This is a genomic window from Pseudomonas sp. efr-133-TYG-23, from assembly GCF_030209215.1.
GTDB lineage: Bacteria > Pseudomonadota > Gammaproteobacteria > Pseudomonadales > Pseudomonadaceae > Aquipseudomonas > Aquipseudomonas rhodesiae.
This window is the reverse complement of record NZ_JARVSL010000016.1, coordinates 1-16,849: the sequence shown is the minus strand read 5'-3', so window position 1 is coordinate 16,849 and position 16,849 is coordinate 1. Positions and strand designations below refer to the sequence as shown.

17 protein-coding genes are annotated in these 16,849 nt (G+C 60.6%); 10 read left to right on the top strand and 7 right to left on the bottom strand.

All coding sequences use genetic code 11. From position 1 onward, the window contains the following. The first annotated feature begins 398 nt into the window (after positions 1–398). The 6 genes from QRN41_RS11100 to QRN41_RS11075 all read left to right on the top strand — a co-directional run bounded on the left by QRN41_RS11100 (position 399) and on the right by QRN41_RS11075 (position 7,768). On the top strand, positions 399–2,432 hold the full coding sequence (locus QRN41_RS11100; RefSeq protein WP_173603571.1) for an ABC transporter permease subunit: 2,034 nt from the start codon (positions 399–401) through the stop codon (positions 2,430–2,432). A gap of 15 nt (positions 2,433–2,447) precedes the next feature. Beyond that, positions 2,448–4,118, top strand: coding sequence for a phosphate ABC transporter permease PstA (gene pstA / locus QRN41_RS11095; protein WP_034101523.1), 1,671 nt, complete (start codon positions 2,448–2,450; stop codon positions 4,116–4,118). A 93-nt stretch (positions 4,119–4,211) separates the two neighbouring features. After that, positions 4,212–5,045, top strand: a complete 834-nt coding sequence (pstB, locus tag QRN41_RS11090; protein WP_016971675.1) for a phosphate ABC transporter ATP-binding protein PstB — start codon at positions 4,212–4,214, stop codon at positions 5,043–5,045. A 115-nt stretch (positions 5,046–5,160) separates the two neighbouring features. Continuing rightward, on the top strand, positions 5,161–5,922 hold the full coding sequence (gene phoU, locus QRN41_RS11085) for a phosphate signaling complex protein PhoU (protein ID WP_034115469.1): 762 nt from the start codon (positions 5,161–5,163) through the stop codon (positions 5,920–5,922). Between the two features lie 168 nt (positions 5,923–6,090). Next, on the top strand, positions 6,091–6,999 hold the full coding sequence (locus QRN41_RS11080; protein WP_094064416.1) for a response regulator: 909 nt from the start codon (positions 6,091–6,093) through the stop codon (positions 6,997–6,999). Positions 7,000–7,096: 97 nt separating this feature from the next. Then, positions 7,097–7,768, top strand: a complete 672-nt coding sequence (locus QRN41_RS11075) for a peptidoglycan DD-metalloendopeptidase family protein (RefSeq protein ID WP_094064415.1) — start codon at positions 7,097–7,099, stop codon at positions 7,766–7,768. Positions 7,769–7,771: 3 nt separating this feature from the next. Here the strand turns inward: QRN41_RS11075 and QRN41_RS11070 are convergent, their stop codons facing one another. The 3 genes from QRN41_RS11070 to phoB all read right to left on the bottom strand — a co-directional run bounded on the left by QRN41_RS11070 (position 7,772) and on the right by phoB (position 11,732). Then, on the bottom strand, positions 7,772–9,112 hold the full coding sequence (locus tag QRN41_RS11070) for a hemolysin family protein (protein ID WP_034101519.1): 1,341 nt from the start codon (positions 9,110–9,112) through the stop codon (positions 7,772–7,774). A gap of 506 nt (positions 9,113–9,618) precedes the next feature. After that, positions 9,619–10,905 (bottom strand): phosphate regulon sensor histidine kinase PhoR, encoded by a 1,287-nt coding sequence (gene phoR, locus QRN41_RS11065; protein WP_187696792.1) that lies wholly within the window; start codon positions 10,903–10,905, stop codon positions 9,619–9,621. A gap of 137 nt (positions 10,906–11,042) precedes the next feature. Continuing rightward, positions 11,043–11,732: a phosphate regulon transcriptional regulator PhoB gene (gene phoB / locus QRN41_RS11060; protein ID WP_003176964.1), complete on the bottom strand. Its 690-nt coding sequence runs from the start codon at positions 11,730–11,732 to the stop codon at positions 11,043–11,045. Positions 11,733–11,887: 155 nt separating this feature from the next. Here phoB and QRN41_RS11055 point away from each other — a divergent pair, with 155 nt between their 5' ends. Further along, positions 11,888–12,265, top strand: a complete 378-nt coding sequence (locus QRN41_RS11055) for a COG4315 family predicted lipoprotein (RefSeq protein ID WP_285421560.1) — start codon at positions 11,888–11,890, stop codon at positions 12,263–12,265. Between the two features lie 119 nt (positions 12,266–12,384). Here QRN41_RS11055 and ubiA read toward each other — a convergent pair whose 3' ends face one another. Together ubiA and QRN41_RS11045 are read right to left on the bottom strand one after the other, a co-directional pair. After that, complete coding sequence (ubiA, locus tag QRN41_RS11050) at positions 12,385–13,275, bottom strand: 4-hydroxybenzoate octaprenyltransferase (protein WP_167417329.1); 891 nt, start codon at positions 13,273–13,275, stop codon at positions 12,385–12,387. Next, a complete protein-coding gene (locus QRN41_RS11045) occupies positions 13,275–13,838 on the bottom strand; it encodes a chorismate--pyruvate lyase family protein (RefSeq protein WP_040266714.1) in 564 nt (187 codons plus the stop codon). Before QRN41_RS11045 ends, ubiA begins: the two co-directional genes overlap by 1 nt. Positions 13,839–14,034: 196 nt before the next feature. On the opposite strand from QRN41_RS11045, the gene QRN41_RS11040 reads away from it, so the two are divergent. The 3 genes from QRN41_RS11040 to QRN41_RS11030 all read left to right on the top strand — a co-directional run bounded on the left by QRN41_RS11040 (position 14,035) and on the right by QRN41_RS11030 (position 15,854). Beyond that, positions 14,035–14,202: a rubredoxin gene (locus QRN41_RS11040; RefSeq protein ID WP_167417328.1), complete on the top strand. Its 168-nt coding sequence runs from the start codon at positions 14,035–14,037 to the stop codon at positions 14,200–14,202. Positions 14,203–14,238: 36 nt separating this feature from the next. After that, positions 14,239–15,387, top strand: coding sequence for an NAD(P)/FAD-dependent oxidoreductase (locus QRN41_RS11035; RefSeq protein WP_040266718.1), 1,149 nt, complete (start codon positions 14,239–14,241; stop codon positions 15,385–15,387). A gap of 191 nt (positions 15,388–15,578) precedes the next feature. After that, positions 15,579–15,854 (top strand): HU family DNA-binding protein, encoded by a 276-nt coding sequence (locus QRN41_RS11030; RefSeq protein ID WP_011064269.1) that lies wholly within the window; start codon positions 15,579–15,581, stop codon positions 15,852–15,854. A gap of 98 nt (positions 15,855–15,952) precedes the next feature. Here the strand turns inward: QRN41_RS11030 and QRN41_RS11025 are convergent, their stop codons facing one another. Then, positions 15,953–16,360 (bottom strand): Imm44 family immunity protein, encoded by a 408-nt coding sequence (locus tag QRN41_RS11025; protein ID WP_167417327.1) that lies wholly within the window; start codon positions 16,358–16,360, stop codon positions 15,953–15,955. Positions 16,361–16,374: 14 nt separating this feature from the next. After that, on the bottom strand, positions 16,375–16,849 hold a 475-nt coding region (locus QRN41_RS11020), incomplete at its 5' end, for an RHS repeat-associated core domain-containing protein (RefSeq protein ID WP_285421559.1).

The following is a 16,849-nucleotide window of genomic DNA, read 5'->3' as shown; positions in this document are numbered from 1 at the left end:
TTGGCTGGGTTCAAGGCCCGGGCAGGTCCGAAGGAGCTGGACCTCGCCTCCTAATTTCTAGTCCGCTGCCAGCCCTGCTACGCGGCGGATTTCCTGCGTCACTGCATTGTCATCTTTCTGTCATACAGGATCGCTAGGGTGTGCGCATGAATGATCTGGCCAATTCCACCATGACGACGACTTCTCCTCCCAAGCGCATTGATTTCAATACGCCTGAGCTGCAACGCAAGCGCCGCATCCGCGCGCTCAAAGATCGCTTCACTCGCTGGTATGTGCTGGTCGGCGGCCTTGCCGTGCTGGCCGCCATTACCCTGATCTTCTTCTTCCTGGCCTACGTGGTAGCGCCGTTGTTCCAAGGTGCTTCGCTGACCAAGGAAGACGCGCTCACGCCCGCGTGGATGCAAGACGCTGGCAAGCCGTTGCTGATCTCTCTGGAAGAACAGAATCAAGTCGCCATGCGGGTTTCCGACAAAGGCCAGGCGTTGTTCTTTGAAGTGGACACCGGTGCCGAACTCAAGCGCATCGACCTGCCGCTGCCGGCCGGTGTGAGCGTGGCGTCCATCGGTAAGGACCAACCGGGCAGCCCGCTGGTGATCCTCGGTTTGTCCAATGGCCAAGCCATGGTGTTCCGCCACACCTACAAGGTGTCCTACCCGGACGGTAAGAAGACCATCACCCCCGCGATCGAATACCCCTACGGTGAAACTCCGATCGTGCTGGACGAGGCCGGTCGCCCACTGGAGCACGTCGCGCTCAACGCCACCGACTCCTCGCTGGTGGCCGCCGGTTCGTCCGGTTCGTACTTGAACGTGCTGACCCTGAGCCGCGAAGAAAACATGATGACCGGTGAAGTCACCAGCGAGCAGAAGCGTATCGAGCTGCCGCAAATGACCGAGCCGGTGAAGGCGATCTTTATCGACCCACGCCAGCAGTGGTTGTACGTGATCAACGGCCGCGCCCTGGCCGACGTGTTCAGCCTGCGCGACAAGAGCCTCAACGGTCGATACAAATTGTTGGAAGATGGCAACGCCGAAATCACCGCCAGCACGCAGTTGGTGGGCGGCATTTCGCTGATCTTCGGTAACTCCAAGGGCGGCCTGGCCCAGTGGTTCATGGCCCGCGACCCGGACGGCGAGCAGCGCTTCAAGCCGATCCGTACCTTCCAGATGGGCAGCGCGCCGATTGTGGAAATCACCGCCGAAGAACGTCGTAAGGGCTTCACCGCCCTGGATGCTTCCGGCAAGTTCGGCGTGTTCCACAGCACCGCGCACCGCACCCTGCTGGTGGACCCGGTAGTCGACGGCCAAGGCTTGTTCGGTATGTCGCCACGGGCCAACCGCGTGATCGTGGAAGCCGGCGGCAAGCTGCAACCGCTGCTGCTGGATAACCCGCACCCTGAAGTCTCTTGGAGCGCGTTGTGGAGCAAGGTCTGGTACGAGAACTACGACGAGCCTAAGTACGTCTGGCAATCGACCGCCGCCAACACCGATTTCGAACCCAAGATGAGCCTGGCGCCGCTGACTTTCGGCACGCTCAAGGCTGCGTTCTACGCCATGCTGCTGGCCGCGCCGCTGGCCGTTGCGGCGGCGATCTACACCGCCTACTTCATGGCGCCGAGCCTGCGTCGCAAGGTCAAGCCGGTGATCGAGCTGATGGAAGCGATGCCGACGGTGATCCTGGGCTTCTTCGCCGGTCTGTTCCTGGCGCCGTATGTCGAAGGGCATCTACCGGGGATTTTCAGCCTGCTGATGCTGTTGCCGATTGGCATCCTGGTGGCCGGTTTTATCTTCAGCCGCCTGCCTGAATCCCTGCGTCTGCGTGTACCCGACGGTTGGGAAAGCGCGATCCTGATCCCGGTGATCCTGTTCGTGGGCTGGCTGTCGCTGTACATGAGCCCGTACCTGGAAACCTGGTTCTTCGGCGGCGACATGCGTATGTGGATCTCCCACGACCTGGGCATCACCTACGACCAGCGCAACGCTCTGGTGGTGGGCTTGGCCATGGGTTTTGCGGTGATTCCGAACATCTACTCCATCGCCGAAGACGCCGTGTTCAGCGTGCCGCGCGGGCTGACCCTGGGCTCCCTGGCCCTGGGCGCCACGCCGTGGCAGACCATGACTCGCGTGGTGATCCTCACCGCCAGCCCGGGCATCTTCTCGGCGCTGATGATCGGCATGGGCCGCGCCGTCGGCGAGACCATGATCGTGCTGATGGCCACCGGCAACACCCCGGTGATGGAGATGAACCTGTTCGAAGGCCTGCGCACCCTGGCGGCCAACGTCGCGGTGGAAATGCCCGAGTCGGAAGTGGGCGGCAGTCACTACCGTGTGCTGTTCCTCTCGGCGCTGGTACTGCTGCTGTTCACCTTCATCATGAACACCCTCGCGGAGCTGATTCGTCAGCGTCTGCGCAAGAAATACTCGTCGCTTTAAGAAAGGTAGAAGTCTGTGAAACAGAACTCCCTGAATGGATGGTTCAAGAGCGGCGCCCCTGGCGTCTGGATCAGCGGTGGCGCGGTGTCCATCGCGGTCATCATGACCATTGGCCTATTGGCCGTGATCGCGGTGCGGGGCCTGGGCCACTTCTGGCCGGCCGACCTGATCCAGGCCAACTACAGCGTGCCTGGCCAGGCCAACCACATCGTCATAGGCGAAGTGGTGCAGAAAGAAGAAGTGCCGCGCGAGCGCCTTAAAAGCGCCGGTCTGCCGGTGCCCGACGAAGGCCCGGAGTTCATGACCCGCGAGCTGATCAAGGTCGGTAACCGCGACCTGAACGGCAACGACTTCACCTGGATCGTCGGCGAGTGGTTGAAGGACCAGACCAAGCCTAAAGAGCTGATGGCGATTGAGCGTCGTGAGTGGGGCAACTTCTACGGCACCCTGGTCAACGTCAAGCAGGACGGCAAGGTCATCGCAGAAGGCGAGGCCGCGTGGCCGGAGCTGCAGGCCCGGGTCGACCGCGTCAACAAGCTGGCCGCTCAGCTCAAGAGCCTGGAAAAAACCGACATCGGCGCAATCAACGCCGGCCTGGAACGTATCCGCCTGCACGGCCGTAAACTGGAACTGGAAGGCAAGCTCGACGCCGCCGCCCAGGCCGACATGGATGCCGACCGCGCCGAGCTGAATGCGCGCTACCAAGACATCGAAGCACGCCTGGCCGACCTGCACGCCCAGTTCAACCGCGATGCGCTGACGGCCCGTGACGCCAACGGCAAGGAAGTGGAAATCGGCATCGGCAAAGTGGTGCACGCTTACCAGCCGAACGCCATGGGCACCATGACCAAGATCGGCTTCTACTTCAGCAAGGTCTGGGAATTCCTCAGCGATGACCCACGGGAAGCCAACACCGAAGGCGGGATCTTCCCGGCTATCTTCGGCACCGTGATGATGACGCTGATCATGGCGATGATCGTGACCCCGTTCGGTGTGCTGGCGGCGGTGTACCTGCGCGAGTACGCCAAGCAGAACACCCTGACCCGCATTATCCGGATCGCCGTGAACAACCTGGCCGGTGTACCGGCCATCGTCTACGGCGTGTTCGGCCTGGGCTTCTTCGTGTATGTATTGGGGGGTTCGGTTGACCGGCTGTTCTTCGCCGAAGCCCTGCCGGCGCCGACCTTCGGCACCCCGGGCCTGTTGTGGGCCTCGCTGACCCTGGCGCTGCTGGCGGTGCCGGTGGTGATCGTAGCCACCGAGGAAGGCCTGGCGCGGATCCCGCGGACAGTGCGCGAAGGGTCCCTGGCCCTGGGCGCGACGAAGGCGGAAACGCTGTGGAAAATCGTACTGCCGATGGCCAGCCCGGCCATGATGACCGGCATGATCCTCGCCGTGGCCCGTGCCGCCGGTGAAGTGGCGCCGCTGATGCTGGTAGGTGTGGTGAAACTGGCGCCGTCGCTGCCGCTGGACGGCAACTACCCGTACTTGCACCTGGATCAAAAGATCATGCACCTGGGCTTCCATATTTATGACGTCGGCTTCCAGAGCCCCAACGTCGAAGCCGCGCGACCGCTGGTGTACGCCACCGCGCTGCTGCTGGTGCTGGTGATCGCCACGCTCAACCTGTCGGCGGTGTGGATTCGTAACCACCTGCGCGAGAAGTACAAGGCGTTGGACAGCTGAATCTATTAGCCACAAGCGGCAAGCTACAAGCCGCTTTTGCTCAAATCTTGCAGCTTGCAGCTAAAAGCTTGCAGCTTCGAACGGAGTGAGACCATGCAACATGAAACCCATTCCCACGGCATCAACATGTCTGCCTTGGGTCGCGACAAGCAGAGCCTGAGCCTGGCTCAAGAAACCGTGGCCATCGAAGTGCCGGGCCTGAGCCTGTACTACGGTGAAAAGCAGGCGCTGTTCGACGTCAGCATGAACATTCCCAAGCAGCGCGTGACCGCCTTCATCGGCCCGTCGGGCTGCGGCAAGTCCACGCTGCTGCGCACCTTCAACCGCATGAACGACCTGGTGGACGGCTGCCGCGTGGAAGGTGCCATTAACCTCTATGGCAGCAACATCTACCGCAAGGGCGAGGACGTGGCCGAGCTGCGTCGCCGGGTGGGCATGGTATTCCAGAAGCCCAACCCGTTCCCCAAGACCATCTACGAAAACGTGGTCTACGGCCTGCGCATCCAGGGCATCAACAAGAAGCGCATCCTCGACGAAGCGGTCGAGTGGGCACTCAAGGGCGCGGCGCTGTGGGATGAGGTCAAGGACCGCCTGCACGATTCGGCGCTCGGTTTGTCCGGCGGCCAGCAACAACGTCTGGTGATCGCGCGGACCATCGCCGTGGAGCCGGAAGTGTTGTTGCTCGACGAACCCTGCTCGGCTCTGGACCCGATCTCGACGCTGAAAGTGGAAGAACTGATCTACGAGCTTAAATCCAAGTTCACCATCGTCATCGTGACCCACAACATGCAGCAGGCGGCGCGGGTTTCCGATTACACCGCGTTCATGTACATGGGCAAGCTGGTGGAGTTCGGCGACACCGATACCCTGTTCACCAATCCGGCAAAGAAACAGACCGAAGACTACATCACCGGTCGCTATGGCTAGTTGGGGTAGCTGCAAGCCGCCAGTTTCAAGCGGCAAGTAAAAGCAGTTCAACGGAACGACACACATCAGCTTGCGGCTTGTAGCTTGCGGCTTACAGCTTTTGCGGAGCAAACGCATGATTAGCAAAGAAGGCCTTACCCATCACATCTCTGCGCAGTTCAACGCCGAGCTTGAGGAAGTGCGCAGCCACCTCCTGGCGATGGGCGGGCTGGTGGAGAAGCAAGTCAACGACGCCGTCACCGCCCTGATCGAGGCCGACTCGGGCCTGGCTCAGCAAGTGCGTGAAATCGACGACCAGATCAACCAGATGGAGCGCAACATCGACGAAGAATGCCTGCGCATTCTGGCCCGTCGACAGCCGGCGGCATCCGACCTGCGATTGATCATCAGCATTTCCAAATCCGTGATCGATCTTGAGCGGATCGGCGACGAAGCCACCAAGATCGCGCGCCGTGCCATCCAACTCTGCGAAGAAGGCGAAGCGCCGCGCGGTTACGTGGAAGTTCGCCACATCGGCGACCAGGTGCGCAACATGGTGCGCGATGCCCTCGACGCCTTTGCCCGTTTCGACGCCGAGCTGGCGCTGTCCGTGGCCCAGTACGACAAAGTCATCGACCGCGAGTACAAGACTGCCCTGCGTGAGCTGGCCACCTACATGATGGAAGACCCGCGCTCTATCTCGCGGGTCTTGAGCATTATCTGGGTGCTGCGTTCGCTGGAGCGCATCGGCGACCACGCGCGCAACATCTCGGAGCTGGTGATTTACCTGGTGCGCGGTACCGACGTGCGGCACATGGGGCTCAAACGCATGAAAGCCGAAGTTGAAGGCTCAACCGATCAAATACCTAATGTTCCGGGCGAAACTGACGATAAGTAAGGTTGCCCGAGAAATTAACGCCCGGCCTTTGGTCGGGCGTTTTTGTTTGTGGCGACTGAATTATTTGCGCGGCGGGTGAAAGAAAGTCCCGACGTGACTACAGAGTTTTGGCAAAATGCCATCAGTTAGGCGTTCTGCGTGCCGCGGTTTTTATAGGATAAAGGGTCGATGAGTAAAGTCAGTGTATTGGTGGTGGATGACGCCTCGTTTATTCGCGACCTGGTGAAGAAGTGCCTGCGCAACTACTTCCCTGGGATCAAGATTGAAGATGCGGTGAACGGCAAAAAGGCCCAGGCCATTCTGATGCGCGAGACCTTCGACCTGGTGCTGTGCGACTGGGAAATGCCGGAAATGTCCGGCTTGGAGCTGCTGACCTGGTGCCGCGAACAGACCCATCTCAAAGCCATGCCGTTCGTGATGGTGACCAGCCGTGGCGATAAGGAAAACGTGGTCCAGGCGATCCAGGCCGGTGTGTCCGGGTACGTCAGCAAACCGTTCACCAACGAACAGTTGCTGAACAAGGTCAAGCAGGCCCTGCACAAAGTCGGTCGCCTCGATGCGTTGGTCGCCAGTGCGCCAACCAAGATGAATTCGGCTTTCGGCAACGACTCCCTCAGCGCCCTGACCGGCGGCAAGCCCGAAGCCATCAAGGCTGCCCCCGCGGCCGCTGCTGCGCCCAATCGCGGCCTGCTCAATACGCAGCCGGTAAAAGCCCCGGCTGCATCTGCATCTGCCCAAGCGGGCCGTGGCCAGGGCCAACTGCGGCTGTCCAGCGGCACCCAGCAATGCGTCATCAAGGCGCTGAGCATCAAGGAAGCGCTGTTGGTGGTGCGCCGTGGTGAAGTCCTGCCGCAAGTACTGGAAAGCGCGGTGCTGGACCTGGAGCAAGGCGACAACGCCGAAGTGGCGCGCCTTAACGGCTACCTGCACGCCGTCGTCGCCTTTGAGCCGAGGCCGGACAGCGACTGGCTGCAACTGACTTTCCGCTTCATCGATCAGGACGCGCAGAAGATGGATTACATCTCACGCCTGATCGCACGGGGCACGGCGCAGAAGCACTTTGTGCCGGGTGCGTAACCCCTAGGACCCAGCGCAATACCTGTCGTAAGCGGGCTACAAGATTGTCATGAACCCTTGTTAGCCTGCCGTTCAGTCATCCCGACAGGTGCACGCCATGTTCATTCGCCTGCTGTTGTGCGGCGCGCTGGTAACGGCCGCGCCGTCGACCCTGGCCATGACGCTGTATAAGTCCATCGATGCCAATGGCGTGGTGATTTACAGCGACTGGCATACCCCCGGCGCCCAGGCGTTCGTGATTCAGCAGCGCAGCGTTGAGCGCGTACACAGGCCGCTACCGCAGGCGCCCATACCTCGTGACACCCCGCATGCTTATCGCTACCCGTTGCCGTGGCGTGGCGGGCCGTTCCGTTTGACCCAGGGACCTAACGGCAGCTTCAGCCATACCGATCCCAAGAGCCGCTACGCCATGGACATCGCCATGCCCGAGGGCACGCCGATCATTGCCGCGCGGGGCGGTGTGGTGGTGAAGACCGAAAATCAGCAGGCGGGGCGGGGCGGCGATGCGTCGGGCAATTTCGTGCGCGTGCGGCACGACGACGGTACCCAGGGGGTCTATCTGCATCTGCGGCAGGGTTCGGTCAGTGTGAAGGTGGGTCAGCGTGTGGTGGTTGGCAGCCCGCTGGGGTTGTCCGGCAATACCGGCAACAGCAGCGGGCCTCATCTGCATTTTGTGGTTCAACGCGCCACCGAGGCGGGGCTGGTGTCGATCCCGTATGAGTTCAACCAGCCGGTGGGCGCGTTGCCCAACTTTGCGTTGGGCAACTGACGGTCAATCCAGCAGCAGCACCTTGGCCAGTACGATCTTCGGACCTTTCATCTTCTTGATGATGATCCGCAGCCCTTCGACCTCCAGCACTTCCTCTTCCTCCGGCACGCGCTTGAGCGTGTCGTAGATCAGCCCGGCCAGGGTCTCGGCTTCGATGTGGTCCAGGTCCACGCCCAGCAGGCGTTCCACCTTGAACAGCGGGGTATCGCCGCGTACCAGCAGCTTGCCCGGCTGATACGCGAGGATGCCGCGTTCGGCCTTGCGGTGTTCGTCTTGGATATCGCCGACCAGCACTTCCAGCACGTCTTCCATGGTCAGGTAGCCAATGACCTTGCCGTCAGCTTCTTCCACCAGCGCAAAGTGTGCGCCGCCTTTGCGGAACTGCTCCAGCAACTGCGACAGCGGCATGTGCCGCGATACGCGTTCCAGCGGGCGGGTCAGCTCGGCCAGGTTGAAGGATTCGGGGATATGGTCCAGCGCCGCCAGCTCCAGCAGCAGATCCTTGATATGCAGCAGGCCGACGAACTCATTGCGCTCGGCGTCATACACCGGGTAACGGCTGAATTTGTGGCGGCGGAACTGCGCGAGGATTTCCTTGAGCGGCGCGTTGAAGTCCAGAGTCACCAGGTCTTCGCGGGAATTGGCCCAGTCCACCACTTCCAGCTCGCCCATTTCCACGGCCGAGGCCAGCACTCGCATGCCTTGGTCGCTCGGGTCCTGGCCACGGCTGGAATGCAGGATCAGTTTGAGTTCTTCGCGGCTGTAATGGTGTTCGTGGTGCGGGCCAGGCTCGCCTTGGCCGGCGATACGCAGGATCGCGTTGGCGCTGGCGTTGAGCAGGTAGATGGCCGGGTACATGGCCCAGTAGAACAGGTACAGCGGCACGGCCGTCCACAGCGACAGCAACTCGGGCTTGCGAATGGCCCAAGACTTGGGCGCCAGCTCGCCGACCACGATGTGCAGGTAGGAAATCACGAAAAATGCCGCAAAGAACGACACGCCCTTGATCACTTCCGGCGACTCAACGCCCACCGCGCCCAACAACGGCTCCAGGATGTGCGCAAACGCCGGCTCGCCGACCCAGCCCAGGCCCAGGGAGGCGAGGGTGATACCCAACTGGCAGGCCGACAGGTACGCGTCGAGCTGGCTGTGTACGGTGCGCAGAATCTGCCCGCGCCAGCCGTTGGTGTGGGCGATGGCCTCGACCCGGGTGGCCCGCAGTTTGACCATGGCGAACTCGGCCGCAACGAAGAAACCGTTGAGCAGTACCAGGATCAGTGCAAAGAGGATCATGCCGAAATCGGCGAAGAGTGTCGCGAGGGTGATACCAGGGGAAGGGTCCATGATGGAGTTGTGCAGGTTCCGTGTGTTCAGTAAGGGGTGTCAGGCGGGCCTGAAAGGCAGGCGCAAGTCGGCCAATGTAGCGGCTGACGGGGCGCTTGCCTAGTGCCCGGTGCCGGGCGGGGCGTGGAATCTACTTCCCAAGGCACTGAAGATCCACTGTGGGAGGGGGCTTGCCCCCGATGGCGGTGGATCAGTTATGGATAAGTTGACTGTCTTCCCGTCATCTGGGCATAGGTATCTACACAAATCTAAAAGGCTCACAGATAACTCTGTGGAGAGCGGGCTTGCCCCGCGCTGGGCTGCGAAGCGGCCCCAAACCCAGGCGCCTCGCTTTGCCAGATAAAACCACATCGCCTGGAATGGGGCTGCTTCGCAGCCCAGCGCAGGGCAAGCCTGCTCACCACAACAACCTTATTTTCTCGCGTTATGTTTACGCCGAAGATGTGTAGATACCTGTGGTCATCGGGGCAAGCCCCCTCCCACATTAGTCTTATGGCGTTTTTGGGTTATTCATCTAGGCCAATGGCCCGCGAGCGGGTCATCTGAGCGGGTGGAAAGTGGCAGGTGAACGTACTGCCATGCCCCAGCACGCTGCTGATCTCCAGGCGCGCGCGGTGGCGCAGCAGAACGTGTTTGACGATCGCCAGGCCGAGCCCGGTGCCGCCGGTATTGGAGTTGCGGCTGGAGTCGACACGGTAGAAACGTTCGGTCAGGCGCGGCAGGTGCTTGGCGTCGATGCCGATGCCGGAGTCCTGCACGCTCAGGTGCGCGCCTTGCTCATCGGCCCACCAACGGATGCGAATGGTGCCCTGGTCCTGGGTGTATTTCACTGCGTTAAACACCAGGTTGGAAAACGCGCTGCGCAACTCGCCCTCGCTGCCCTTGAGCAGCACCGCCGGGTCGGCCTCCAGGCTGATCTGCTGCCCGCGCTCGCCCGACAGGGCCAGAGCGTCATTCTTGATGGTTTTCAACAGGCTCGGGACCGCCACGGGCTGGTTGTCCGAGGGGTAATCGGTGGCTTCCAACTTGGCCAGCAGCAGCAGGTCGTTGAGCAGGGTCTGCATGCGTGAGCCCTGTTGCTGCATCTGCTGCAGGGCGCGGCCCCAGCGCGGGTTGATCTCGTCGACGTTGTCCAACAGCGTCTCCAGGTATCCGCAGATCACCGTCAATGGTGTGCGCAACTCGTGGGAGACGTTGGCGACGAAGTCCTTGCGCATCTGTTCCAGCTGATGGATGCGCGTGACATCGCGTACCAGCATCAGGTGTTCGTTGTTGCCATAGCGTGTCAGGTACAGTTGGATGCGCACACGGTCGTTGGTGGGCGAGGGAATTTCCAGCGCTTCGTCGTAATTGTCCTGCTCGAAATATTCCTTGAAGCGCGGGTGGCGCACCAGGTTGGTCACCGGCTGGCCGCTGTCCTGGGGCGTCTTGAGGCCCAACAGGGTTTCGGCGGCGCGGTTCCACCATTCCAGGTTGCCATCGCTGTCGAGCATGATTACCGCGTCTTTCAACGCGGCGGTGGACTCCTGCACGCGGTCGATCACCGCTTGCAGGCGCCCGCGCACCCGCTGGTCGCGGCGTTGCAGGTGGTAGATGCTGTCGAACACCTCGCCCCACAGGCCATAGCCGTCGGGTGGCGCTTCGTCGGGTTTGTGCTGGCGCAGCCATTCATGCAGGCGAAGGAGTTGTTTGAGGGTCCAGCCCAAGTACAAGCCGATGCCGATGGCCAGGCTCCAGCCGTAATAGCCACTGATCAGGCCCACCAACAGGCAGCCGGTGACCAACAGGAGCATGTGGCGGATCAAGGTGCCATGCCAATTCGAATTCACTTGAAAATACGTCCTTGGGGGGCAGCTTCAAGTTTCAAGCTGCAAGCTTCAAGTTAGAGCGATGCGGCATCTCTTGCCGCTTGTAGCTGACCGCTTGCGGTTCAACCCTTGGTTGAAAACCGATAGCCGGTACCGCGCACGGTTTGTACCAGATTCTCGTAAGCATCGCCCAAGGCTTTGCGCAGGCGGCGGATATGCACGTCCACGGTGCGCTCCTCCACGTATACGTTGCCGCCCCACACTTGGTCCAACAGTTGGCCACGGGTGTAGGCGCGCTCTTGGTGAGTCATGAAAAATTGCAGCAGACGGTATTCGGTGGGGCCCATCTCGGCCGGTTTGCCATCGATGGTCACGCGGTGGCTGATCGGGTCCAGCAGCAGGCCACCGACTTCAATAGGCGCTTCGCCGTCGGTAGGGCCGGCACGGCGCAACACAGCCTTGAGCCGCGCGACCAGCTCCCGTGGGGAAAAGGGTTTAGTGATGTAGTCATCGGCACCGACTTCCAGGCCCTGGATCTTGTTGTCCTCTTCGCCCTTGGCGGTGAGCATGATGATCGGGATATCCCCGGTCAGCTCATCGCGCTTGAGGCGGCGGGCCAGCTCGATGCCGGAGGTGCCGGGTAGCATCCAGTCGAGCAGGATCAGGTCCGGCTTGCGGTCGACGATAATGGCATGGGCCTGCTGGGAGTTCTCGGCCTCCAGGCAGTCATAGCCGGCCATTTCCAACGCAACGGCGATCATTTCGCGAATGGGCGCTTCGTCGTCAACAATCAGAATGCTCCTGCCAACCATGCTCAAAAATCCTCTTGTCATTTAACTGTCTTGCGCCGCATTAGATAACGGAATTATTGCAGTCGTGTGACAGTAATTTAGTCGCTTGGGCAATTCACGGCACTCTGGACTACCCTTTGAGTCCGAATCCTGACAACCACAAAAGGAAGGTTCCGATGACTCACAGCACTGTTTCCTGGAAAGCCCTGTTGGTAGCGGCGGCGTTGACCCTGCCCGGCCTAGCATTCGCGGCGGAGCCGGCGATGACCCAAGGTGGGATGTTGGTGGATCACAAAGGCATGACTCTCTATACCTTCGACAAGGACGCCGACGGCAATTCAGTGTGCAATGACACGTGCGCGACCAATTGGCCACCGCTGAAGGCTGAGTCCACCGACACGGCGACGGGCGATTGGAAGGTCATCACCCGTGACGACCAGACCAGCCAGTGGGCCTACAAAGGCAAGCCGGTGTACACCTACAAGGATGAAAAAAAGGCCGGTGACAAGACCGGCGATGGCAAGGGTGGCGCGTGGCATGTGATCAAGCCCTGATCGTTGGGCGCTGCTCAAGCCATCGGGGGCAAGCCCCCCTCCCACCTCTTGATATGTGAATACAGTCAAATGTGGGAGGGGGCTTGCCCCCGATGAGTCCCTGCCAAACACCGCAAAACTCAGCGAAACCCGTAATCCGCCACAATCCCGACAAAAATCGCCAACCCCGCCCAGTGGTTGTGCAAAAACGCCTTGAAGCATTTGAGGCGATCGCGATCGCGGGTGTACCAGAACTCCCAGGCAAAACACCCCGCAGCCGCCAGCAGCCCCAAGTGGAACCAGCCGCCCAATTCGAAGCGCGCGCCGGCCAGCAGCAGGCACGCCAGTGAAAGACCTTGCAAGGTCAGGATGATCACGCGGTCGGCATCGCCAAACAGAATCGCGGTGGATTTAACGCCGATTTTCAGATCGTCATCGCGGTCAGTCATGGCGTAATAAGTGTCATAGGCCACCGTCCACAGCAGGTTGGCGATATACAGCAGCCAAGCCGTGGCGGGCAGATGGCCGGTTTCGGCGGTGAATGCCATCGGCATGCCCCAGGAAAACGCGGCCCCCAGCACCACCTGCGGGTAATAGGTGTAACGCTTCATAAAGGGATAGCTGACCGCGAGCGCCAGGCCGCCCAGGGACAGCCAGATGGTCGTGGCATTGGTCAGCAATACCAGCAGGAAACTGATCAGCATCAGGACCGCAAAGAACACCAGCGCTTCTTTGGAATTGATTTTGCCGCTGGCCAACGGGCGTTGCGCGGTGCGTTTCACGTGCCCGTCAACCTTGCGGTCGGCCCAGTCATTGATCACGCAGCCGGCAGCGCGCGTCAGCGTCACGCCCAGCACGAAAATCACGATATTGGCCAAGGACGGCGAGCCCTCGCCGGCAATCCACAGCGCCCATAGCGTCGGCCACAGCAGCAGGTAAATGCCGATGGGCTTGTCCATGCGGGTTAATTGAATGAAGTCCCAAGCCCTGGGATTCAGGCGGTTGAAGGATTGGAGCAGGCGTTGATACATCAGCGGTTCTCCGAAGGATCATGCAGCGCATGCCAGAAGCTCGGCAGGAAGATTTCCGCCACCAGCACGCTCAATGCGCCGCGGTCGAAACGTGAGCGGCGGGCCCACAACCCATCGGCCTGATCCGTTGTGGGCAGCCAGTGCCGGGGGTAGCGGCACACTTCAATGGCCTGGCGGGTGAACGCGCGGTCGCAGAACAGCAACTCACCCAGCGAACGGCTGCCCAATTCGTCCATCTGCAGCCCATCGCCCTGCAAGGCGCTGCGCGCCGCCACGCTGCGGGCAAACACCCAGGGTTGGCCGTGCCCGCGCAAATACACCTCGCGTACCCAGCCGATACTGGCCGGCGCCAGCTGCAGCGCAACACACTCATCCTCGCGTAGCGGCTGCCAGCCTTCGAACAGCGGCGTGACGCTAAAGCCCTCGTTGGACAGCTCGGTCAGTCGCCGCGTCAGTGAGCCTTCGTCGAACAACCAGTCGAGGGTCAACGGCGCGGGCGCCGGGTTCAGAAGGCTCTGGGGCAGCCATTGGCAAGCAGCGGGGCGGGCGAGTGAGTGCGGCACGGCGAGTCGGTATGGGCAGTAAAAGAGGCGGCGAGCTTACCATGGCGTCCCGGTCTTTTGCCGGGCTCAACCGGCCCGTTGAGTCGATGACGCTTGCATCTGCACGCCCCGGTCAGTACAAAACGCCCTGAGCCGAGTGGCAAAGCTGGATCCATCGACCGCCGGCCAATTTGCCTGGACCCTGAGGAAGTAAGTAATGAAGAAGTGGCAATGTATCGTCTGCGGCCTTATCTACAACGAAGCAGACGGCTGGCCGGATGATGGCATCGCGCCGGGCACCGCTTGGCAAGACGTCCCAGAAGATTGGCTGTGCCCGGATTGCGGCGTGGGTAAATCGGATTTCGAAATGATCCAAATCGGCTGATCTGAAATTTAAGAAACGTACTACAAGGAGAAAGGAATGAACGCACCTGTCGTGATCATCGGCACAGGATTGGCCGGCTACAACGTGGCCCGGGAGTTTCGCAAGCTCGACAGCGAAACCCCATTGCTGCTGATCACCGCAGATGACGGGCGCTCCTACTCCAAGCCCATGCTCTCCACCGGCTTTGGCAAGAACAAGGAAGCCGATGGCCTGAGCATGGCTGAACCGGGCGCGATGGCCGAGCAACTCAAGGCCGAGGTGCGCACCCACACCCGCGTCAGCGGCATCGACCCTGGCCACAAGCGCCTGTGGATCGGCGAGGAAGCGGTGGCTTACCGTGACCTTATCCTGGCCTGGGGCGCCGAAACCGTGCGCGTACCGGTCGAGGGCGACGCTGCCGAGCTGATCTTCCCGATCAACGACCTGGAAGACTACGCACGTTTTCGCGCCGCCGCCGCCGGCAAGCGTCGCGTACTGCTGCTCGGCGCCGGCCTGATCGGCTGCGAGTTTGCCAATGACCTGATTCTGGGTGGTTATGAGATCGATCTGGTCGCGCCGTGCGAGCAAGTCATGCCCACCCTGCTGCACCCGGCTGCGGCTGCGGCGGTGCAAGCCGGCCTGGAAAGCCTTGGCGCACGCTTCCATCTGGGTCCGGTGCTCAACCGCCTGCAACGCACGGCCGATGGCCTGGAAGCGCATCTGTCGGACGGTGAAGTGATCCGTTGCGACCTGGTGGTCTCGGCCATCGGTCTGCGCCCGCGCATCGACCTGGCAGCCGCGGCGGGCCTGCAGGTCAACCGTGGAATCATGGTGGACCGCCACCTCAAGACCTCCCACGCCAACATCTACGCCCTGGGCGACTGCGCCGAGGTCGACGGCCTCAATCTGTTGTACGTCATGCCTCTGATGACCTGCGCGCGCGCCCTGGCCCAGACGCTGGCCGGCAACGCCACCGCCGTCAGCTATGGCCCGATGCCGGTCACCGTAAAAACACCGGTGTGCCCGTTGGTGGTCTCCCCACCGCCACGCGGCACCGAAGGGGTGTGGAATGTCGAGGGGCAGGGTGGCGATATCAAGGCGCTGTGCCGCGACGCCAGTGGCCGCCTGCTGGGCTATGCGCTGACGGGCACCGCCGTGATGGAAAAACTCGCGCTCAACAAAGAACTTCCGCCGTTGCTGGCGTAAATACCGGTCGTTCTGTCGGAATAAGCACATTTTTCCCTCTAGAAAGGTCGCCGCGAGACTGGCGGAGCGTGCGAGGGCATGCCATCCTCACTCCCGTCTGCCGCAGAGTAGAGCCTGCGGCGCTTTGGGCGCCGCTCCGTCAGAGAGCGGCACGGACATAACAACAAAAAACCGTCAAAGAGGCTTCACTTATGCGTAAACCCGAACTCGCAGCCGCCATCGCTGAAAAAGCGGATCTCACCAAAGAGCAGGCCAACCGCGTCCTCAACGCCATTCTCGAAGAAATCACCGGCGCCCTGCACCGCAAGGACAGCGTCACCCTGGTAGGCTTCGGCACCTTCCTGCAACGCCACCGCGGCGCCCGCACCGGCAAAAACCCGCAAACCGGCGAGCCTGTGAAGATCAAGGCCAGCAATACCGTTGCGTTTAAGCCGGGCAAGTCGCTTAAAGACAGCGTCAACCCGTAAGCGCAGTACCGTCCGAAGGGAGGCGGGGTGGTAGGAAAAGTGGGCACGCCGACGGGGTTGGGTGCCCATTTTTTGTGAAATTGCACAATCATTAGAGTTTAGGCTGTCCACCCGTTCTCGACACACCACTGCTGTACATCCGCGATCAGTTCTGCTGAAACTGGCTGAAGATTAGGCAGCTTTTTCTCGTACTTTTTAATGCTCTCGACAAAAAACTTAATAAATGCCGCACCGATTAATTTGCGCTGAGCGGATTTATCTTTTTTATGCGGGACAAAATCTTCCTCGTCCATGGAAATATCTAGACCGAACATTTTGTCTTTTGCGTAGTACCGGCAAAATGTTTTCCGGTCCAGCCCCTTCGGCAGGCACCGCATGCAGACTGCTAGCTCCCAGTCGAGGGCAGGATACTTTTTTTCGAAAATCTCACTCAAGCCATTTAGCTCGTCAGTGATTTCAAAGACCTTTGTCCAGCTGGGAGAGTCAGACGTTGTATCGACTCGCATAAAGTAATCCTCAGTCAGTGCCTGCATTTGTTACCTGGTGGCAGTTTTCCACGGCGTTTGAAATATTTTCCGATTTTTAATCTTTCCCATATCTGCATGTTGCCCTTCGTTGGGGCGGCCATAACACGTTTGTAAGCAAGATTATTAGCTTTCAGCCATTTCTGTGTGTATCGCCTATTAGGATTGACCGTTTCACCGACTTTCCAAATTTCACCCTTTTTCAAAAAAACTTTACCAACGGGCTTTTTATGCCCCCAGGCCATCTCGTCATAAAGGCCATCTTTCTTCGCTATCAGGTAGTAAAGTTCGGGGGTCAATCCCCATGGATCAATCCAGGATATTGGATTGGGGCTGTACTGATAAAAATTTACGCCCCCCAACAACCCAATCGGATCCGGCGTAGTAAACCGCCCCACATCCGGATCATAAAACCTGAACGTGTTGTAGTGCAGCCCCGTCTCCCGATCCAGATACTGCCCCTGAAACCTC

Excerpts from the sequence above, each read along its gene's own strand:
- pstB (WP_016971675.1), top strand. The coding sequence starts at position 4,212 with ATGCAACATGAAACCCATTCCCACGGCATCAACATGTCTGCCTTGGGT.
- QRN41_RS11075 (WP_094064415.1), top strand. The coding sequence starts at position 7,097 with ATGTTCATTCGCCTGCTGTTGTGCGGCGCGCTGGTAACGGCCGCGCCG.
- QRN41_RS11080 (WP_094064416.1), top strand. The coding sequence starts at position 6,091 with ATGAGTAAAGTCAGTGTATTGGTGGTGGATGACGCCTCGTTTATTCGC.
- QRN41_RS11035 (WP_040266718.1), top strand. The coding sequence starts at position 14,239 with ATGAACGCACCTGTCGTGATCATCGGCACAGGATTGGCCGGCTACAAC.
- phoU (WP_034115469.1), top strand. The coding sequence starts at position 5,161 with ATGATTAGCAAAGAAGGCCTTACCCATCACATCTCTGCGCAGTTCAAC.
- QRN41_RS11030 (WP_011064269.1), top strand. The coding sequence starts at position 15,579 with ATGCGTAAACCCGAACTCGCAGCCGCCATCGCTGAAAAAGCGGATCTC.
- QRN41_RS11025 (WP_167417327.1), bottom strand. The coding sequence starts at position 16,360 with ATGCGAGTCGATACAACGTCTGACTCTCCCAGCTGGACAAAGGTCTTT.
- QRN41_RS11070 (WP_034101519.1), bottom strand. The coding sequence starts at position 9,112 with ATGGACCCTTCCCCTGGTATCACCCTCGCGACACTCTTCGCCGATTTC.
- QRN41_RS11055 (WP_285421560.1), top strand. The coding sequence starts at position 11,888 with ATGACTCACAGCACTGTTTCCTGGAAAGCCCTGTTGGTAGCGGCGGCG.
- ubiA (WP_167417329.1), bottom strand. The coding sequence starts at position 13,275 with ATGTATCAACGCCTGCTCCAATCCTTCAACCGCCTGAATCCCAGGGCT.
- phoR (WP_187696792.1), bottom strand. The coding sequence starts at position 10,905 with ATGCTCCTGTTGGTCACCGGCTGCCTGTTGGTGGGCCTGATCAGTGGC.
- phoB (WP_003176964.1), bottom strand. The coding sequence starts at position 11,732 with ATGGTTGGCAGGAGCATTCTGATTGTTGACGACGAAGCGCCCATTCGC.
- QRN41_RS11100 (WP_173603571.1), top strand. The coding sequence starts at position 399 with ATGCAAGACGCTGGCAAGCCGTTGCTGATCTCTCTGGAAGAACAGAAT.
- QRN41_RS11040 (WP_167417328.1), top strand. The coding sequence starts at position 14,035 with ATGAAGAAGTGGCAATGTATCGTCTGCGGCCTTATCTACAACGAAGCA.